General features: G+C 51.2%; 13 protein-coding genes. 2 read left to right on the forward strand and 11 right to left on the reverse strand.

Features of this window, described 5'->3' with window-relative positions; genetic code table 11:
- Positions 1-5: 5 nt before the first annotated feature.
- The 4 genes from MHH48_RS30830 to MHH48_RS30845 all read right to left on the reverse strand — a co-directional run bounded on the left by MHH48_RS30830 (position 6) and on the right by MHH48_RS30845 (position 5,278).
- Complete coding sequence (locus MHH48_RS30830; RefSeq protein WP_076325365.1) at positions 6-2,048, reverse strand: beta-galactosidase; 2,043 nt, start codon at positions 2,046-2,048, stop codon at positions 6-8.
- A gap of 152 nt (positions 2,049-2,200) precedes the next feature.
- Complete coding sequence (locus tag MHH48_RS30835) at positions 2,201-3,487, reverse strand: ABC transporter substrate-binding protein (protein ID WP_076325364.1); 1,287 nt, start codon at positions 3,485-3,487, stop codon at positions 2,201-2,203.
- 69 nt (positions 3,488-3,556) lie between these two features.
- Positions 3,557-4,396 (reverse strand): carbohydrate ABC transporter permease, encoded by an 840-nt coding sequence (locus MHH48_RS30840; RefSeq protein ID WP_076325363.1) that lies wholly within the window; start codon positions 4,394-4,396, stop codon positions 3,557-3,559.
- Positions 4,397-5,278 (reverse strand): sugar ABC transporter permease, encoded by an 882-nt coding sequence (locus MHH48_RS30845; RefSeq protein ID WP_076325362.1) that lies wholly within the window; start codon positions 5,276-5,278, stop codon positions 4,397-4,399.
- 132 nt (positions 5,279-5,410) lie between these two features.
- Between MHH48_RS30845 and MHH48_RS30850 the strand changes: the two genes are divergently transcribed.
- Together MHH48_RS30850 and MHH48_RS30855 are read left to right on the forward strand one after the other, a co-directional pair.
- Positions 5,411-7,246 (forward strand): sensor histidine kinase, encoded by a 1,836-nt coding sequence (locus MHH48_RS30850; protein ID WP_076325466.1) that lies wholly within the window; start codon positions 5,411-5,413, stop codon positions 7,244-7,246.
- Positions 7,224-8,861, forward strand: a complete 1,638-nt coding sequence (locus MHH48_RS30855) for a response regulator (RefSeq protein WP_076325361.1) — start codon at positions 7,224-7,226, stop codon at positions 8,859-8,861. The genes MHH48_RS30850 and MHH48_RS30855 overlap by 23 nt, the downstream gene beginning before the upstream one ends.
- A 242-nt stretch (positions 8,862-9,103) precedes the next feature.
- On the opposite strand, the gene MHH48_RS30860 is transcribed toward MHH48_RS30855, so the two are convergent.
- From MHH48_RS30860 to MHH48_RS30890, 7 genes are all read right to left on the reverse strand, one after another.
- Positions 9,104-11,137 carry a beta-galactosidase gene (locus MHH48_RS30860; RefSeq protein ID WP_076325360.1) on the reverse strand — a complete coding sequence of 678 codons (2,034 nt, stop codon included), beginning with the start codon at positions 11,135-11,137 and terminating at the stop codon, positions 9,104-9,106.
- A gap of 68 nt (positions 11,138-11,205) precedes the next feature.
- Positions 11,206-13,581 carry a glycoside hydrolase family 95 protein gene (locus MHH48_RS30865; protein ID WP_256720767.1) on the reverse strand — a complete coding sequence of 792 codons (2,376 nt, stop codon included), beginning with the start codon at positions 13,579-13,581 and terminating at the stop codon, positions 11,206-11,208.
- Between the two features lie 202 nt (positions 13,582-13,783).
- Positions 13,784-15,496 carry an ABC transporter substrate-binding protein gene (locus MHH48_RS30870; protein ID WP_076325358.1) on the reverse strand — a complete coding sequence of 571 codons (1,713 nt, stop codon included), beginning with the start codon at positions 15,494-15,496 and terminating at the stop codon, positions 13,784-13,786.
- Between the two features lie 76 nt (positions 15,497-15,572).
- Complete coding sequence (locus MHH48_RS30875; RefSeq protein ID WP_076325357.1) at positions 15,573-16,481, reverse strand: carbohydrate ABC transporter permease; 909 nt, start codon at positions 16,479-16,481, stop codon at positions 15,573-15,575.
- Positions 16,482-16,495: 14 nt separating this feature from the next.
- Entirely contained in the window at positions 16,496-17,458 is a 963-nt protein-coding gene (locus MHH48_RS30880; RefSeq protein WP_076325356.1) for an ABC transporter permease subunit, read from the reverse strand.
- Between the two features lie 474 nt (positions 17,459-17,932).
- Positions 17,933-19,489, reverse strand: coding sequence for a response regulator transcription factor (locus tag MHH48_RS30885; RefSeq protein WP_076325355.1), 1,557 nt, complete (start codon positions 19,487-19,489; stop codon positions 17,933-17,935).
- Entirely contained in the window at positions 19,464-21,272 is a 1,809-nt protein-coding gene (locus tag MHH48_RS30890; RefSeq protein WP_076325354.1) for a sensor histidine kinase, read from the reverse strand. The genes MHH48_RS30885 and MHH48_RS30890 overlap by 26 nt, the downstream gene beginning before the upstream one ends.
- Positions 21,273-21,447 lie beyond the last annotated feature (175 nt).

A 21,447-nucleotide genomic window follows, 5' to 3' on the forward strand; every position in this document is an offset into this window, starting at 1 on the left:
CCGTTTTAAGACCCTACGGCGGTCGTCCGTTCCAGAATCATGACGTCCCTTCCCGGAATCGTGACATGGCCTGAAATCTGCCGGCTGCCCAGAAGATCGAATTGATTGGCAGAACCTGCATCAAACGTCATCTCTTCGGCATTGTGGTTCATGATGAACAAGTAGGAGTTCCCATCCTTCACCCGTTCCACCACCTCTACCCCGGCAGGTGTATTCAGCAGCGGCTTCACACCCTGTTCTTCGCACAGATTAGCAAGAAATGCCTGCAGGAACTGCGAATCCGGACTGCTCGCTACATAATAGGCCTGCCCTTCGCCAAACGCATTCTTCGTTAGAACAGGAGTGCCTTTATAGAAGTCGGATCCGTACTCAGCCAGAATCTCTGCCGTCTCCACATGGATGACGTCGCACAAAATTCCACATGGATAACTTCCACGCAGTGATCCCCAATCCTGCTTCATATGGATCTGATTTTGCTGCCCGGGAAGCAGGGCATCGATCTCCTCGGCCCAGATGCCAGTCACCTTGCGCAGTTCGCCGGGATGACCTCCCAGGGTCACCAGATCATGCTCATTGACGATGCCGCTGAAGAAGGTCGTCACAAAGGTTCCGCCCCGGGATACAAACTGCTCCACGCGCTGGGCAACGCCCGGCTTCACCATATACATCACGGGGGCAATCACCACATCGTACTTGCTCAGGTCCTCCTCGAAGCTGATGATATCGGTCTGGATATTCAGCTGATACAGCGCATCATAATACTTATGAACCTCATCCACGTAGTTCAGGGCTTTGGAAGGTCCGCTTGACAGCTCCAGCGCCCAACGATTTTCCCAATCATACATAATCGCTACTTTGGCGTCCGATCGGGAGTCTAGCAGCTTATCTCCGAGCTGCTGCAGCTCGTGCCCCAGCTCCGCGCATTCCCGGAAGACCCGGGTATGCTCATGTCCCACATGCTCAATCAATGCGCCGTGGAACTTCTCGCATGCCCCCACGGAACGGCGGAGCTGGAAGAACATGATTGTATCTGCCCCATGGGCTATGGCCTGATAACTCCACAATCTCATCACGCCGGGCCGTTTGGCGGAATTGTATGGCGACCAGTTTTGAACGCTCGGCGTCTGCTCCATCAGCATGAACGACTGTCCACTTTTCAGTCCGCGCATCAGATTATGCGCCATCGCCGTAAAGCTTACCGGCGTATCAATCGCAGGATAGTTGTCCCAGGATACCACATCCATGTGCTTCGCCCACTCGAAGTAATCCAGCTCCGGATAAAATCCCATCAGATTGGTGGTGACCGGAATATGCGGCGTAACCTTCTTCAGTTCTTCCTTCTCCAACCGATAACATGCCAGCAGGCTGTCAGATTGGAAACGTCGATAGTCCAGTGATATCCCTTGGAAGAAGGTCCGGTTTCCGCCGAATTCTTCACTGAGCGCGTTCGGTACCACAATCTCGTCCCACTCGTAAAAGGTATGACCCCAGAAGCCGGTATTCCATGCGGCATTCAACTTATCGAGCGTCCCGTAACGCTCTTTCAGCCAGACGCGGAACTGCTGCTCGCAGTTGTCGCAATAACAATACCCGCCGTACTCATTCGAGACGTGCCAGATGACCAGTGCTGGATGATCCTTGTAACGCTCAGCCAGCTTACGCGCCATCAGCACCGAATATTTGCGATACGTCGGACTGTTCGGACATGAATTATGACGACCGCCGAATTTGCGTTTGCGTCCATCGTAGTCAACACGCAGGATGTCCGGGTATTTCTTGGCCATCCAAGCCGGATGCGCCCCCGTGCTGGTTGCCAAGCAGACATGAACCTGCTCCTCAGCCAGCCGATCCATCATTTCATCAAGCCACGTGAAATCATAGCTGTTCTCATCACGCTGCGTTCTGGCCCAGGAGAATACATTGAGGGTAGCCACATCAACACCGGCCAATTCAAACATCCGCAGGTCCTCTTCCATCGTTGCCTTATCCCATTGCTCGGGATTATAGTCCCCGCCATACCATATCTTAGGGAAATGTTGATTAATCATCGAATTGCCTCCTTCATCGTTCTTTAGCTAAGAAAATCGTATCTATCGACGTACTTTGAATCTTAAAGAAAAGAGGCACCATCCCATGTCATGCCGGACAGGGATCATACCTCTTATGAACGATTAGCTAACTTGGATTAGAGCGTTGCTCCTTACTTTTTCAGACTATCCCAGGATGTCTGCATATCCTCAAGCATCTTGTTCGCATCGGATTTGCCTGCGAAGAAGGCCTGCATCGCGCCGGAGAATTCCTGGGCTACACCGTCAGGGAACTTTGCGGATTGTCTTGGCAGTACTTTGCCAGCTTGTACGTACTCCCACACGGCTGAACCCAGATCGCCCATATCCTCAGGTGTTGCTTCGATTGTCTTCAAGGCCGGGATGAATTTGAATTTTTTGACGATGTACTCTTTACCGATATCGGATGTGACAAACCAGTTAAGGAAGATCTTCGCTTCTTCCTTCGATGCGGAATCCTTGTTGATGACCAGGTTCGCAGGTACCCCTACGTTCAGCTTGTCATTTAGCTCCGCATTGTCGCCAAGCGGCATCGGCAGGTAGCCAAGATTCAGGTCCGGATTGATGGCATCAATCTCGGTTTGGGCCCAGTTGCCGTTCTGCATCATGGCTGTTTTGCCCGTAGCCAGCAGGGAAATGGCCGTATTGTAATCGGTGGTCAGCGGATTTTTGTTCCCGTGATCCAATGTCAGCTGCATCAGCTTGGCCCACTCTTCGAACTTCGCATTGCCCGCAAATTTTTGCGTGCCGTCGTTCAAGCCCTGGATAAAAGCATTTGGGTCATCCTGCTGGGCAAACGCCGGGTTAATGCCTTGGTTACCGATCAACCACCATTCCTGGTAAGCGTTCGCAAAAGGAGTTATGCCTGCCGCTTCCAGCTTCTTCGCAGCATCTTCCAGTTGGGCATAGGTTTTAGGAAGCTCGGTAATGCCTGCTTGCTCAAACAAATCTTTATTGTAGATGTAACCCCAGCCTTCAAGGTTCATCGGCATACCGTATACTTTACCGTCTTTGGTCATCGGCTCTTTTGCCATGTCCACCAGATCGTTCACCCAAGGCTGATCGGACAGATCCTCCAGGCGGTCGATCCACATCTCCATCTCGGCGTCGCCGCCATTGGAGAAAATATCAGGCGCATCGTTGGATGCGAATTTCGTTTTCAGTGCTGCACCGTAGTCAGCGCCGCCGCCTACTGTTTGAATATCAAGCTTGATGTTCGGATATTCCTTCTCGAATTCAACCTTGAGTTCATTCAGGCCGTCCACGATCTCGGTTTTGAATTGGAAAATCTTAACCGTCTTAACTTCGCCGGAAGCTCCATCCGAGCTTCCGCCCTGACCTTCCTCCGACTTGCCGCCGCAAGCCGCAAGCAGCAGCGAAAAAGCCAGCAGCATCACGAGAGATAATTTCATTTTGTTCATCTTTACTACCCCCTAGTATTGTTTATATATAAAGATGGGAAAACCGATTTGGGAGAAGCCAGGCTGCCATTACCCCTTAACGGAGCCGGCAGCGACGCCTTCAACAATGTACTTCTGTAATGACAGGAAGAAGATGATAATCGGCGTGATGCCCAGCACGAGCGCTGGCAGCGCCATATCCCACTGCTTCGAATACTGCCCGAAGAAGGCAAAGGTCGCAAGCGGAATGGTCCGCAGTTCCGGACTTTGCAGGATCAAGGATGGCAGCAGGTAGTCGTTCCAGACCCACAGACAGTTCAGGATAATGACCGTCACCATCATAGGTTTCAGCATAGGCAAAACGATACGGCCAAATACTCTGAACGGAGAAGCTCCGTCGACCGTGGCGGCCTCCTCGATTTCAAGCGGAATACCTTTCACGAAACCGTGGAATAGGAAGACCGACAACGGGATGCCGAGTCCCAGATAACTGAGAATCAAACCCACGATACTGTTGTTAACACCCAGGAAGTTAATGACCTGCAGCAAGGGAATCATTATGGATTGGAACGGAATGACCATGGCCGATACGAACAGCATGAACACGATTTGATTGAATCTCGTATTGGACCGAACCATTCGGTAAGCCGCCATCGCACTCAACAGGGCGATGATCAGGTTGCTGATGACCGTAATGATGACGGAATTCACGAACGCTTCCGGGAAGCGGGTCATTTCCCAAGCCTTGCTGTAGTTGTCAAAGTGAAAGGCGGTTGGCCAGTTGGCCGCGTCGACCATAATATCGCCCAGCGATTTGACCGAGTTCACCAGCAGGAAGTAAAAGGGCGCCAGGAAAATCAGCGCAATAATGACCATCACAATCTGAAGTACAATCGTGGAAGCCGACATAGGAGGTTTCTTCGATCTCATTTAAGCTTCAACCTCCTTCTGCTTCGTTAATCGAACTTGAATGAGCGTGATGACGGCAACAACCAGAAAGAAGATCAGGGACTTGGCTGTTCCGAGTCCATACCGGTTGTTCAGGAATGCCTCATTGTACACGTTCATAGCCAGCGACTCCGTGGAGCGGTATGGTCCGCCCTTCGTGAGCGACAGGTTCAGGTCGAACATTTTGAAGGACCAGGATATCGCCAAGAATAAACATACGGTGACCGCCGGCATGATGAGCGGAACGATGATGCTCTTGAGCACTTGAAACCGGTTCGCTCCATCAATCTCGGCAGCTTCCATGACTTCCTTGGACACATTCGTAATGGACGCGATGTAGATGACCATCAGATAGCCTGACGATTGCCATACAAAGACCATGACGATGCCCCAGAAGCCAGTTACTTCGTCTCCCAGCCATGGAAGATTAAAGAACGGAATCCCCGTTGCCTCGCCAACGGTGGCAAAGCCCTTTATGAAGATAAACTGCCAGATGAAGCCGAGCAGCAATCCGCCGATCACGTTCGGCATGAAGAAGATCGTCCGCAGCCAGTTGCGCGCCCTAATATTTTTCGTTAAGAAGTAGGCCAGGAAAAAACCGACCAGGTTCGTTAGAACCACGCCAACGATCGTAAACTTGGTGGTAAACCAGAAGGACTGTGCGAATGCGCTGTCATTTGTGAAAATCTGTTTGAAATTGTCCAGCCCGACCCATTCGACATTCCCCGATACACCATTCCAGTTGGTAAACGAGTAATACATCCCCATTACAAATGGGATAATGATCGTCATACCGAAAAACAGCAGCGCGGGTCCGATATAAACCAACTGCTGCGTCAAGGCAGCCGTTCTCTTGCTGTTCATGTAAATCCCCCTCCGCTTGTCCTCTCGTTTCTCTATCCATTTCTCTATGATTTAATTATGCTAAGATGAAGACCTTGGGACTACCACAGGATGTGAACTAAATGGTATAGAAAATTGATCGGCGGTGAATTTATGAACTGGAATTGGAACAGCATTCGCACGAAATTGATTACCTTTATGATCATGGCTACCATCATTCCAACCACCATCTCCATGATCATCAGCTATGTCATGACGACCAACTCGCTCAAGGAACGGGCCGTTGTTGAGAATATGAACCTTCTCTATCAGGGACGGTTGAATTTGGAGAGCTATTTGGAAGACATGAACCGGAATTCCCTTACGGTTTATTCGGATCCGGATTTTTTCCGCAGCCTTTATTATAGTCATGAGAACATCAATGCCAGCGGTAGGCAGTCCGCCACGCTGCAGTCCATTCATAAAGCCATCGGCGGCGCAAGACAGGTCTATCTCTATGTCGACGGCAAAAGAGAGGCCACGTTGTTCGCCCAGGATATCGCCAGAAAAACGAGTGATGTCAATCTCTATTCCGAAATTCCCAATCTCGGTAACGATACGGTGGTTTTACAGCCGCCCCATCCCCTTCACACGTATGGCTTTCAGTTAGCTTATCCCTATGAAGCCAATAAACAAGTATTCACGATGTACCGGGTCATTGAACGCGTCCCATCTACCGAGCGATTAGGCATTCTCGCCATCGATATGGATATGAATTTCCTGAGCCGGATCAGCGATCAGCTGTTCCAGCCCGAACATGAGCAGCTATATATTACGAATGAAGCCGGGTATATCATGTATGCCGGCCATGGCGAGATGCTGGGACAGCAAATTCAAACGGAATGGTACGACAGCATCAAGCAATCCGGCAAGAAGGAAGGCCATTTCGAATATAACAACAAAATCTATTTATATAACAATATCAAGACGTCGGTCAGCGACTGGACAATGATCAAGGAGATTCCTTCCTCCTATATTCTAAGCAGCGCCGACAAAGCAGCCTTCGTCAATATTTTGCTGATCGGCGTGTCCCTGATTCTCATCATCGCCGCCACGATCTGGATTTCGGTCTACATCACGGCGCCGATCCGGGAATTGGTAGGCCTCATGAGCCAGGTCAAAAGCGGACGAATGACCGTGGATATCTCCTCCAGCCGCAAAGACGAAATCGGAACTCTCCACCGCAGGTTCGGGAGCATGATGGATACGATCAACAATCTCATCTTGCAGGAATACAAGCTGAAGCTGGCGAACCGGACCAACCAGCTCCGCGCGCTGCAAGCGCAGGTAAACCCGCATTTTATGAACAATGCGCTGCAAACCATCGGCACCCTTGCGCTTGAGCATGGCATGAAGAGGATCTACTCCCTGATCTCCGCTCTTGCCCGGATGATGAGATACAGCATGTACAATACGGACAAGCCGGTCACGCTAGCCACAGAGCTCGATCATATCAAGGATTACGTGGAGCTGCAGAAAGAACGATTTGAGAATCAGTTCGACTTCCGTTACGATGTGGATGAGTCGACTTTGCAGGTGTTGATCCCGAAAATGCTGGTTCAGCCGCTGATCGAGAACTTTTTCAAGCATGGCATGAACCCCTTGGCGGAAAACAATTACATCGCGCTGAAAAGTAAGCGCCTGTCGGCCTCCATTGTGCAGATCACGGTCGAGGATAACGGAAACGGAATGCAGGATGAGCCGTTTCAAACCCTTCAGAAGCACTTGCTTCGGATGGAAGAGTTGGATCTGGAACAGCTTCAGGTGCTGTCCGAAATGGAAACGGAAGACAGCAGCGGGATCGGACTCATCAACATCATGACAAGGCTGAGACTGTATTATCGCGGAAAATCCAAGTTCAGCATCGAAAACAACCAGCCGCATGGCTTTCGTGTTGTACTGACTATAAATGTGGAAGGTGAAACGGATGAAGGCATTGATCGTGGATGACGAGTCTCGCGTGCGTAAAGCCATCCGACTGCTCGTCCAGTGGGAGACGCACGAGATTACCGATATTGAGGAAGCCGCCAATGGTCTTGAGGCGATGAAGTTGATTCCGGAATTCCGGCCCAACCTCGTGCTGATGGACATGCTGATGCCGCTCAAAAACGGCGTAGATCTCATGGAATGGATTCACAAAAATTACCCGGATATCAAATTCATTGTCATTAGCGGGCATGACGACTTCGAATTCGTACGCAACACCATCTGGTACAGCGGCACGGATTATATCCTCAAGCCCATCGAGGAAGCCGTCATCAACCAAGCGGTCGCCAAGGCGACTGCCGCCTGGAAAGCCGAGGAACGGGAACGCCTTGCGGCGCGGCAGCAGCATGTTCAGGTGAACGAATACCGGCCGGTTTATTCCGAGAAGCTGTTATCTAGCCTGATTGATGACAAAAGCGCCCATTCCCAGGTGGTCAATCGCCTCAAGGATGAAGGCATCGTACCGGAGCAAACGCAGACGATACGCCTGGCCGTCATGCAGATGGACAAGTCAGATCATGCGCTTTATAGCCGCTTTGGCCATCATCAGGATTTGCTCATGTTTGCCCTGCTGAATATTTGCAATGAATTTCTGCAAAAGGACCGGATCGGGATCGCCTTCCGTCACTTCGGTTCACCTCACCAACTGGTTATTTTGTTGTGGGATCAGCTTGCCACGCTGCCCACACTGCTTCAAGAGATCAATAACGGGATGCACCGCACCTTGTCGCGCCACATGCACTTTGGCGTTAGTCCTGACGGTCAATACCCGGCAGACATTCCGGAATTGTATGCCCGAAGCTCGTCCACCCTGCATCAGAGGGATTTAACGGTCCTAAATCACTTTATCCATCATACAGAGGAGCAGCCCCGATCAGGCGTTGACCATCATAAAGGCGCGCAGTTCAGCGGGTTTGAGGATACCTGGAAGCTCGCCATACTTAGCGGCCAACCTGCTCCCATAACCGAAGCTGTAGAGTCATTCATCGCGGCTATTCGAAAAAGCAGCGTTCTTACACCGGAGCTTCTGGAGCGTTGGGACCGCGATATCGAGAGATTTGCCAATCACGTGATTCATGAAACCGCTAACCCGTCGTCTGAAGCTTTGTTGAAATTGTACAAAGAGGAAAGCGCCACCATCGAGCGGCCAAGCCCGGACAAGTATGTGTGCTCCCTGGCAGAGTGGCAGCAGTATTGGATTGAATTAATGAGCCTGCTGGCCTCGGCCGTGCAGTCCCAGAAGCAAACGGGACAGGACCTGATCCATGATATTACGACGTTTATCGAGCAAAATTATCAGAACGACGTGTCGCTGTATGATATTGCAAACCGATTTCATGTAAGTCGTGAGTACATTTCCCGCAAATTTAAGCAAAAGCATGGCATTAACATTCCGGAACATCTGAACCGCATCCGCATCTCCAAGGCCAAGGTTCTGCTGCAAAATCGAGGCCTAAAAATGGCGGCGATTTCCGAGATGGTCGGCTTCAAGAACGAGAAATATTTCAGTCTTGTTTTTAAAAAGCAAGAGGGCATCTCGCCGAAGGAATTCCGCAAGCTGCATGAGCAGGAAGCGTAGGCTGGACAGCGGTTTACCGCCGAAGGACTGAGAGCCTAGGCTGTTTAAGCATATGCCGATCGACGCATTTTCTCAGAAGCTAGACCGCATGCAGCCTAAGTTTTTCTTGCGGGATATCAGGAGGGTAACCTCAGGCGTATATTAAAAAATATAGCAGAGAAGGCTGGGGATTCCCCGCCTTCTCTGCTTTTTTTGAGAGCGCTCCAAGCTATTTATTTTTCGTGTAAGCCCTCACGCTATCTCTACCCCAGCCGTTTCTCTAATATCATCACTCCGCGTGCCGGCACCTCACAGGAATCTCGATGTTCCTCTCCTGTCAGCAGGTCAACATAGGTATCCCCTTCCAATGGCACGGGTTTGCTCTCCGGCATGTGATTAAGTACAAAGGTGAACTCCACGTCCTCCTTCACACGCTTTGTCACCTCAACGCCTTCCGGGGCTTTCAAGATGGGCTCAATACCATGGTCGTTGCATATGGTTTGCATCAGGTCCTTCAGAAATTTAGGCTCTGGACTCGTGGCCACATACCATGCCTTCCCTTGCCCGAAGGAATTCACGGTTAACGATGGCGTCCCCTGATAGTAATCGGAGCCATATTCGGCAACGACTTCCGCTCCTTCAGCATGGATCACGTCACACAGAATTCCGCAGTCGTAGGTGCCCTTCAGTTGTCCCTTCGGCCCTCGCATCACCATCTGATTCTGCTGGCCCGGAAGCAGCGCATCAATCTCCTCGGCCCATATTCCCATTACCTTGCGCAGCTCGCCCGGATAACCGCCAAGCGTCACCAGATCATGCTCATTGACGATGCCGCTGAAGAAGGTCGTCACAAAGGTTCCGCCTTGCGATACAAAGGCCTCCACGCGCTCTGCAAATCCCTGCTTTGCCATATACATCACCGGTGCGATGACAACGTCATATTTCCGGAAGTCCTCTTCCACGCTGATCATGTCAGTCTGGATATGCAGCTGATGCAGGGCATCGTAATATTTATGGACCTCATTCACGTAATTGAGGGCAACAGTCGGGCCGCTCGACAGATCGATGCCCCACCGGTTCTCCCAGTCGTAGATGATCGCGACTTTGGCGTCGGAACGGGCATCCAGAATACGGTCCCCAAGCTGCTGCAGTTCCTTGCCCAGCTCCGCGCACTCGCGGAATACGCGGGTAAACTCATGCCCTACATGTTCAATGACCGCGCCGTGATATTTCTCGCAGGCTCCGATCGAACGACGCAGCTGGAAGAACATCACCGTATCCGCGCCATGGGCGACCGCTTGGTAGCTCCACAACCGCATCACACCCGGACGTTTGGCCGAGTTATACGGCTGCCAGTTCTGGACGCTCGGCGTCTGCTCCATGAGCATAAAGGGCTGTCCTCCCTTAAGTCCCCGCATCAGAGCATGCGCCATGGCCGTATAGCTGTACGGTGTATCCAGGGACGGATAGTTGTCCCAGGATACAACATCCATCTCTTTGGCCCATTTGAAGTAATCCAGCTCCGGATAGAAGCCCATGAGATTCGTGGTCACCGGAATATCCGGCGTGATCCGCTTCAATTCATCCCGCTCCAGCTTATAGCAGTCCAGCAGGCTGTCCGATTGGAAACGGCGGTAATCCAGAGATATGCCTTGAAAATTGGTCCGGTTGCCGGACCACTCCTCGCTTAAAGCGTTAGGTACAACAATGTCCTCCCAGTCATAGAAGGTATGGCCCCAGAAGCGGGTATTCCATGCCTTGTTCACGGCATCCAGCGTGCCATAGCGCTGCTCAAGCCAAGCCCGGAATGCCGAGGCACAATTGTCGCAGTAACAGTACCCTCCATATTCGTTCGATACGTGCCAGATCAGGACAGCCGGATGATCCTTATAGCGTTCCGCCAGCTTGCCGGCCATGATTTTGGCGTATTTACGGTAAGTGGGGCTGTTCGGGCAGGAATTATGGCGGCCGCCGAATTTGCGTTTACGGCCCTCGTAGTCGACGCGCAGCACATCCGGGTATTTACGCGCCATCCACGCCGGATGGGCCCCTGTGCTGGTTGCTAGACAGATATATACCCCGTTCCGGTACAACCGATCGATCGTCTCATCCAGCCAGGCAAAATTGTACGTGCCCTCATCCGGCTGGCTCAAAGCCCAAGAGAATACATTAATGGTGGCTACATCGATACCCGCCAGCTTAAACATGCGGTCATCTTCCTTCCACGCTTCCGCATCCCATTGCTCGGGATTATAATCGCCGCCATACCACATTTTGGGCAATTTTTCGTTAATCATCTAGGGTTCAGCTCCTTTAGCTCCTTAAATTCCGTATCCAGTTCCCTATTCAAAAAGGCCTTGTTCGATCAATCCATGTTCACGCTGCCTTCGTCGGTGGCTGGCGTGATCCGGTAAGTCGCTCCGCTCACCGTTTCAAACGAGCCTTGCTCATCCGTCGTCACCACACTTCCGTCTTCCCTTCTAACAGCAAGCGGCACGGAACAGCTAATTCTACAGACTCGGCCATGTGTAGAGGTTACGCTCGCAGACGTAAGGATGCCTTCGCTCCATTCCATGTCCACAATAAACCCGCCACGAGCCTTTAACCCTCTTACGGAGCCTTCTGCCCAAGACTTCGGCAGCGCCGGCAGAAGCTGAATGGCGTCCAAATGACTCTGGAGCAGCATTTCTACAACTCCGGCGGTGCCTCCAAAATTCGCATCGATCTGGAACGGAGGATGGTCTCCGAGCAGATTAGGATGCATGGAACGGGAAATCAGCGTCCGGACATAATCATACGCCTTGTCCGGTTGCTGTAATCGGGCAAACAGGTTGATCAGCCATACGCAGCTCCACCCCGTGTGCCCTCCTCCATGGTCGATGCGCGACATCAGCGTACGATAAGCGGCTTCCGCAAGTTGCGGCGTATCCTGAATGGTTATGTCAGAGCCGGGGTACAGCCCATACAGATGGGATACGTGCCGATGTCCGGGCTCCGCTTCCGGATAAGGCTCGCTCCATTCCATGAGTTTACCCTCGGCATCGATGGCGTAAGGCAGCAGGCGTGCAACCGCTGCCTTCCATTCCTCCCACAGCTCATCATCCTGCTCCAGCAGCTGTGATGCCTCAATACAGTTATGAAATATATCCCGAATGATGGCCATATCCATGGTGGAGCCTGCCGACACGCTGCAAGGCTGGCCGTCCGCAGTAAGAAACTGATTCTCCGGCGATGTCGACGGGCTGGTCACCAGATGCCCTTTCCCGTCTTCAGTAAGCCAATCCAGGCAAAACAATGCCGCATTCCTCATCAGCGGATAAGCCGTTTCCCGCAAATATTGGAGGTCCGGGTGAAATTGGTAACGCTCCCAAAGATGCCGGCACAGCCATGCACCGCCCATTGGCCAGAAAGCCCACATGGCTCTGCCATCGCTCGGGCTGGACATTCGCCATAGATCCACGTTATGATGGGCGACCCATCCGCGAGCGCCGTAATGAATCTTCGCCGTCCGGGCACCGCTTACGCTAAGCTCCCGGATCATCTGGATCAGAGGCTCATGGCACTCGCTCAGATGGGTCGTTTCTGCAGGCCAGTAGTTCATCTCGGTATTGATATTCGTTGTATAATCACTATTCCATGGTGGCTGTACATGCGGATTCCATATGCCCTGCAGATGGGCGGGCTGTGTACCTGACCGAGAGCTGGCGATGAGCAAATATCTTCCGAATTGAAACATCAGCGCCTCGAGTGCAGCATCCTCTCGTCCCTCCCGGTACGCTTTCATCCGCTCGTCGGTGCCTAAAGCTTGTGCGGAACGCACAAGCTCTGGACGGCCAAGCTGAAGCTCCACGCGTCTGAACAAGGCTTGATGGTCCTCGATATGCCGTGAGCGCAATTCTGTAAATCCATGCCGCATCGCGTCCTGAAGTCTCCCCCTGCATATACTGGACGGATCGGTTCCTTCAGAACCCGGAGATCGATCGGAGCCTTCAAAATTCGTGGCAGCCGCAATCAGCAGCGTGACCGAGCCTGCGCCGTTAATACGTATGCCGCTGTTATCCACCGTAACCTGCCCGGTGTCCGTCAAGGCCAGCAGCCTCATTTCATACCGTATGCCAAGCCCGTCTTCATAGAGCACCGACCCGGGGTGATCACCTCTGTAATTCTCAGCAATATGGGTGGGGGCTTGTCCATACAACACCAAAGCTCCGTCTTCTGCACTGCGGGTACCATGCTGCAGCGGTGAACGAAGCCCGATCTCTAATTGGATGGTTCCGCCGTTCGTGCTTGTATAACGGATAACCGCGACCTGATCAGGCGCACTGATGAACATTTCCCTGCTGAAGCGAACATCGGGACCGCCGGTTCGAAAGTGAGTGGATGCAATCCCTGTATCCAGATCCAGTGCTCGCCTGTAGTCCGTCCAGTGATCCCCTATTCCCGACTGTCGGATGACCAGGTCTCCTAAGGGCAAGAAGGACTCCGTGCTTCTGCCAACCATCTTGCCCTCAATCAACTGCTCGGCTTCGGCAAACTTCCCGGACGCAATCAGCTCTTTTGCCGCTGCCAAATGCCGGAGAGCCTCGTAATTATTCGTGTCCCGGGGAAATCCGGACCAAAGTGTATCTTCATTCCATTGAATGCGTTCTTCCTGAACGCCTCCGAATACCATAGCCCCAAGTCGGCCGTTTCCGAGCGGAAGCGCTTCTTCCCACCTGTCCGCAGGCTTCCGATACCACAAGGTTGTGTTCTTATTCTCAGCTGAATTCAGTGTAATCCCCCCTTATTCCAATTGATAAAGGTCTTCTCGATGAACCTCTCATATCCTTCATCCGCTGCTGTATTTCTTCTGTTGAATAACGGCACAATCGCTATAACAGTGACCCTTTCATGTAGCGGCAAAAGGGGCCGCATATTGCCGGCCCCTTCTATTCACCTATACCTTAATCATTCCAGAGTTCGACGCGGTCGCGTACCAATTGGGTGTATTCCTGCTCCATCTTCTCGGCGCCGGCATCATTCAGTTCTCTGATGAACTGTTCATACAGCGCATCAAATTTCGCCGGATCGGCAAGAATGATTTCCGGAATCCGTTTACGGGTAATCTCTTCCACCTTTTTGTACGTGATATTGATATTAGAGTCGCTCGGTACTGGAATGTTGTAAGCAACGCCCCATGGCTTCACTCCAAATTCCTCTTGTTTCGGCCACAGATCTTTCCACATTTCCGCGCCGTATGCTTTCAGTGTTTCCTTCGCGGATGGCGTATAGTTCTCTATGATCGTCTCTGGGAAATTCGTCGTATAGTAGTTGTCCGTCGAATCCTTCACGCCGTCTCCGTAACGCGGGAACATGGCGTTGTACAAGCCGATTCCTGTTTCCTTAGTGAAGTTGGCGTTGTCATAGGTTTTGCGCTCTTGGACATCTTCCGGAATGACGCGCTTGCCGTCCACAACGTTGTAATGCTCGCCCTCTATTCCCCAATTCATCAAAACTTGCCCTTCTTCGGAAGCCAGATAATCCAGGAACTTGATGATTCGAACTGGATCCTTCGCGGACGTCGTAATGCCCACACCCCATCCGGCGACGTAACCCGCGTCTTGGAACGTTGCATCCTTAGTCGACTCATCCAGCTGGATCGGGAATCTCGCATAGGTGCGGTTTTCCTTGCCGGAAGATCTCAGTGCGTTTGTTGCATTGCCGAAGCCCCATTCCTGATCGATGACGCCAAGAACACGGCCAGAGGAGATTTTAGCTTCGTATTGGTCCGTTTTCTGTACGAACGTTTCCTTATCCAGAAGACCCGCATCGTTCATATGGTTCAACCAGCGGAAATATTCTTTCTCTTCCGGGCGCTTGTAGTGCAGCTTAGCCTCGACCGTCCCCTGGTCGATATAATACTCGCCGTCATCCGATGCGCCTGTCGCGATAAACGCCGGGTTCGTTACCGAGATCATGATTCTCCATCCGTCCGCATTCAGCGTCAGCGGAATCGTCGGCTGGCCGTCAATGGTCGGGTGTTTCTCGGCATAGTCTTTCAGCGCTTTCTCGTAATCCCTCACCGTCTTCAGTTCAGGGTATCCGAGTTCTTTCAGCACTTCATGCTGGATCTGAAACGTGCCGCCGGCATCGAGCGCCTGATGGTCCACCGCTGCAAGCGTCGGGAGGACATAGATGGCCTCATCATCGTTGCTCCATTTCAGACGGCTCATGTATTCTCCATACACCTTCTTGATGTTCGGTGCATGCTCTTCGATCAGATCCGTCAGATCAATAAACGCTCCGGAATCCACAAACAGATTGGCGTCACCCTTCGCAAATACCAAATCCGGATATTCCCCGCTCGCTACCATCAGCGGGAGCTTCTGATTGGAGCCGTCTACCGCGTATTCGGCCTGGATTGTAATGCCGGTTTTCTCGGTCAGCTTCTTGCCGACCGCATCCTGCATGTTGGCCCAGTTCGCATTGGAATCCGCGCTGTAATACGTCATGGTCATCGGCCCCAGCTTCTCTTCCTGCTGTGTATCGTTGCCGCCATTGCCCTCTTCGCCGCCGTTTGCGCTATTGTTACTGTCGCCGGTGCCGCACGCTGCAAGAACGAATGTGGCCATCATCATGATCGCGAGCAGCAGCGGCAATCTCTTCTTATGATTCATTGCTATACCCCCTAAATCGATTTTTAATCATCTATCGTATAACAGGTCATAATGCCTGCTGATACCGTACATGCGCTTAGCTTTTTACTGCTCCAAGCGTCATCCCCTTCACAAAATACCGCTGCAGGAACGGATAGACGAGCAATATGGGAACCGTAACCACAATCGTAATCGCCATTTTGATCGATTCCGGCGACACCTGCTTCACGATTTCGGCCATATTCTGCCCGGACATCATGCCGCTGGTTTGTCCCTGTGTGCTCTGCAGCACCTTCATCAGCTCGAATTGGAGCGTCGTGAGATGGGGTGCATTGCCGTTATAGAGATACGTATCGAACCATGAGTTCCACTGACCGACTGCCAGGAACAAGGCGATGGTAGCCAGTACGGGCTTACAGAGCGGGAGAATGATTTTGTAATAGATCGTGAAATCATTAGCTCCGTCAAGCTTGGCTGATTCCTGAAGCGAATATGGCAAGCTGTCGATGAAAGACCGGATAACGAATACGTTAAATGCGCTCACCATCCCCGGAATGATGTAAACAAGAAACGAATTCATCATGTTCAAGTCGCGGATCAGAATGAAGACCGGAATCATCCCGCCGGAGAAGTACATGGTCATGGCGAGGAATACAGACATGAACTTTCTTCCCTGAAAATCTACCCTGCTGAGGACATAACCCAGCATCGTTCCGCTGACCAAGCCCAGGAATGTTCCTGCCAGCGTACGGAGAATCGTAATTTTGGCGCCGGTGATCAAACCGTCGTATTTAAAGATCTGAACGTAATTCTCCAGCGTAAACTCGCGCGGCCAGAGATAGATCCCCCCGCGTACCGTATCCACGGAATCGTTCAGCGATATCGCAAGAACATTCAGGAACGGATACAGAGTGACAATCATGACCAGTGCCATAAATATAAAGTTACCCATATCAAACACGCGGTCGGAGAGCGTGGGCTTGAATGCTGTTTTGGTTCGTGCCATGCTGCTTCCCTCCCCTACATAATGGATTGCTTCGTGAATTTTTTGAATACGCCGTTAGCGAGCAGCAATAAGAGGATACTTACAATGGAGTTGAACATCCCAATTGCCGTACCGAAGGAGAAACGTCCCATGCCAAGGCCATAATTCAGCGCATACAGATCCAGCACTTCGGAATAATCCACCACCAGCGGGTTACCCAGCAAGAACTGCTTCTCGAAGCCGATGCTGATCAGATGTCCGATGGACATGATCATCAGAATTGCAATCGTAGGGGCGATGCTTGGCAGCGTAATATGCCATATTTGGCGAAGACGGCTTGCGCCGTCAACCTTGGCTGCTTCGAATTGCTCCTGATCAATTCCTGAAATCGCTGCCAAATAAATGATCGCGCTCCAGCCCATTTCCTTCCATATATCAGAGCCTGTTACGATATACCAAAACAGGTTCCCCTGAGCCATAAACTGTATCGGTTCATCAATGAACCCCAGCCACATCAGCAGCTGATTGACAGCGCCTCCATCTGTGGACAGCATTTTGGTCACGATACCTGCTACCACGACCCAGGACACAAAATGCGGCAGATAAGATATCGTCTGTACGGTCCTCTTGAATACGCTTCCACGAAGCTCATTCAACAAGACTGCGAATAGGATCGGAATCGTAAATCCAACGATCAATCCCATAAAACTCATGGCGAGTGTATTTCGCAACACCAGATAAAACTTATCATCCGAGAAGAGTGTCACGAAATGGTCCAGGCCCACCCATTTTTGCTCGAAGATCCCTTTGCCCGGCTTGTAATTCTGGAATGCCATCAACCAGCCCCAGACCGGCATGTAGCTGAAGATGAACACAATGACGATAAATGGAAGCGACATTCCATACAGTACTTTCTGCTCTTTGAAAGTGGCCCAAAAGCCTTTCTTTTTCTTTGCGGTAGGTTGGATGCTACCTTCTGTCTTTGTTACCGCTTTCAAACCAACCCCTCCTCTCTTGTATATCCTGATGATAAACCAAGCTGCGGCGGGGAAGTACCCGAAGGATTGGTTTAAAAATCATATAAAAATTAGACATTAACTGAGGAGAAAATGCAGAAGAGCTTTATGCCGCTCCGTGTCCGGATCGTATCTCCGATACGATTCCGGCCCCTCCGCTCTATGCTTCGCAGCATTTTGGCTCCCCCAGTCATGTCTTGGGGAGGTAGGAGGAAATAAAAAAGACGCGTACCTTAGTCGCGTCTTAAAGGGCAGCGATATGAAAGTACTTATGTTTAGTCTGGTTGTAGGGTAAGTGAACGCTATCCGATATTTGGCTTACCTATGTTCGATCTCCCGTCAACCCCATGCTCAGCAGCTTGATGTCAGCACGCTACACTGCGCTTCCGCATCGCCTTCCCGTTTGGCAGTTGGTTCCATGGCGAAGAGTGCAGACGATGAGGAACTTGGCCCTGTTTACAGGTCCAGTTCCTTGCGGAAATTAGACGGAGAGGTACCGACGTATTTTTTAAACTTGCTATGAAAATAATCTACGTTCGTATACCCGACCTTCTCCGCAACCTGATATACCTTCATACCCTGTTTCAGATAATCCTTGGCCTTGTTGATCCGGACCTTATCGAGGTACGTATTGAAGTATTCTCCAGTTGTATTCTTGAACATCTTCCCCAGGTAGGCGCTGTTGTAATTAAATACGGAGGCCAGTGTTTCCAGTTTAAGATTCTCATTGTAATTGCGCTGAATCAGGTCCATGATCCGCTTCATCTCCTGATCTCGTCCGCCACCCCCCGCCTGCCAGATCAGCTCCTCCAGGAATTGGGACGAATGGCGGCACAAATCATAGGCCGTGCGCTGGCGAAATATCGCGGCAATCCGATCCGAATATTCCTTCGTGCGGGACTGCAGCTCTGGCTGATGCTGCATCAGCTTATTGTGCACGCCGGTGAGGAGCTCCACGAACGCCCCCTTCATCCTTTCCTCCGTATACTCCTCATTGACCATGGCATATGCAGCAGCATGCAGCAGCTTCCGCTGCACCTCGACATTGCCTACATCTACAGCGTAATAGAGCTGCTCCATCAGCTGCTCCGGATCATAAGGTTGCCGCTCTTCATCCGTAATGTCGCCAGCAAACCGCTTGGATTCAGGGAATAACAACTCGCCGGAAGGATAGAAGAAGCGTTCGCGAATCCGTTCCTTTGCACAGCGGTACGACTCCGCTACATCCTCCAGACGATGAACCTGGCGCCCCAATGAAGCCGTAATTGACCTACCTGCCAGTGCGGCAGCATCCTCCAACGTTTGAAGCAATTCCTTCCGCCCTCCTGCGGTCAATACTGGCGTGGGCATTAGAACGCCAAGTTGTCCATGCATGGAAAAGACCGTGCCGCGGCCGTTCTCTTCAAAAGCTTCAAGCAGCTGGTTTTTCAACCGGTCGTTGGCTCCCTCACCAGATTCATCGTAGCCATTATGATGAATAATCAGCACTTGGTAATGGTTCCATAACAGTCCTGACCGCTCGGCGATATGCCGTAAAGCCGCATGATCGGGCTTACTCTCCGGATTGAACCATGTCTGAATGAACTGCTCGCGGCTCATATCGGAGGCTGCCCTATTCAGTGCCTTCCTCTCCTGTTCCTGCTCGATGGCTTCTTTAATCTGAAGCAAATACTTGCTCAGCTCGTCCTCATCCACCGGTTTCAATAGGTATCCGTCCACGCGATGGGAAATCGCCCGTTTGGCATAATCAAAATCAGCATATCCGCTTAGGATGAGCAGGTGAATCTCGGAATCCAGGGTTCGGATGGCTTCGATCAGCTGCAATCCGTCCATTCCCGGCATTCGGATATCAATCAGCATCAAGTCCGGGTCAAACATCCCGTGCTTCTCCAGCGCTTCGCTCCCGTTCGCTGCGGTACCAACAACCTGATACCCATGCTCGTTCCATGGCACAATGCTCTTCAGTCCTTCGCGCAGCTTGGGTTCGTCATCCACGATTAACACTTTCATCATCGCTCTCTCCTCCTGTCGGAATACTGAATTTAATGCGCGTTCCAATCCCCGGTTCGCTATAAATGATCAGACCCGCTTCAGGGCCGTAGGTAAGCTGCAGACGGACATGAACATTCCGGAGCCCGATCCGTCCTCCGTCCTTCTCATCGGTATCGTTCAAATAACCATAGATCATCTGCAATCGCTCCAAGGTTATGCCCGCTCCATTATCCTCGGTCATGACATGCAGTTTCCCTTCGCTGGCCGTGACCCTCACCCTGATGAAAGTTCCTTCTTCCTTGTGATCCATCCCATGTATGACCGCATTCTCCACAAGCGGTTGTATGATCAGCGGCGGGATTCTAACCCGACTGGCTTCGGGATCTACCAGAAGTTCATATTTCAGACGATCCTCATAGCGGAATTTTTGAATATCCAGATAACACTGCACCATCTCGATCTCGTCTTTTATCGTTGTTTTTCCGCTGCCTATCTCGAGATTGCTTCGCATCATTTTACCGAGCAGACGCACAATCCGGGCGATTTCGTCCTCACCCTTGAGATGGGCCTCCATGCGAATAGACTCTAAGGCATTAAACAAAAAGTGCGGATTAATCTGACTGGCCATCATTTTGAATTTAATTTCGTTCTGCTTCTGTTCCATTAACCGTTTCTGTTCATTGGACTCCTGCACTTCGTTCATCAGGTCGTTAATGTTACCGACCATGGAGTTGAATTGGCGGGATAACTGGCCGATCTCATCCTTGCCGTCAATTTCCATCGCCACGCCGAGGTTGCCGGTACCTACCTTCGTAATATGCTTGCTGAGTCGCAGCAGCCGATTAGAGATCAGTGAGGAGAAACTGTAGATCAAAAGAACAGCCAGCAGTAGACTAATGATGATGACCGTCATCGCCAGCTTGCTAATCCGGTTGGCGTCCGCCACGATGCTATCAATCGAAAATATGGAAATAATGCGCAGGCCATTAACCCCGGATTCCGTATTCAACGGTTCAATCAACACCTTGGAGGCTTCATCATGGATGACCGATTCATAGCTTCCGCTCGCATGGTATACAACCCCGCTGGTATCTTGAATCTCGGCTAGCGTCTTCCTGTACAGCTCCGGGCGGTTAGCGGCGACAATATTGTTATTGCTGTCCACAATAATGGTGTCAAACGTTTCTTGGCTGAGGATCGTGTTCAGCATACCCGTATTAACATTGATAACCAGTACACCACGATTGTCCTTGCTTCCAAGATCAACCCCCTTGATTAAGCTGAGGTAAACCTTCTGATCTCGTTCATCCGTAATATAGTCCCAGTAGATGACTCCAATATCATCCTCGGCTCGCTGATACCATTCCGTTCTCTTGATTTCATCCTCGGGATAAAGGAACTCCCAATTGTTCAGCATGGTGGGGTTCTCACTGTAGAAACGGATATTCGATATTTCCTTGTACATCCGAATTGCCTGCTGTAAATCGGGATACTCCCTGTAAGCCACAAATACGTCGTATACGCTTTCATATTGCTGGCTAGCAAGATTTCTCAGACGCTCGTCGTAGGATAGCCGATAGGATAAATCGTCTGCCACGTTGATGACTTCGGTGGACCGTTTCTTAACCCGGTCCACGTTCTGGTAAGCTTGCTCCAACGCATTGTTGAAAGCAAACTTGCGGAGCTCGCCCGTAAGGAATATCCCCACGATGGCAACCGGCACAAAGACCACGACAACAAAAGACAATATCAATTTGTTGCGGATTTTCATGTCATTCACAAGTTGAATGAAATAAGATAACATCGGACCGTCTTCGCTCCTGTCCTTTAATCTTCGGCAAGCCTCTAAAAGAAAACGGTTACAATTATTCGTGAATAAACCTGCCGCAGGCCTATTATATCAGCATTGCCGTTTGTTCAAGTCCATCTAAAATATGGAAGAAGCCCGACTCCAGCATAAGGCTGGTCCGGGCTCATCT

This window comes from Paenibacillus sp. FSL F4-0100 (genome assembly GCF_037993005.1).
Taxonomy (GTDB): domain Bacteria; phylum Bacillota; class Bacilli; order Paenibacillales; family Paenibacillaceae; genus Paenibacillus_AQ.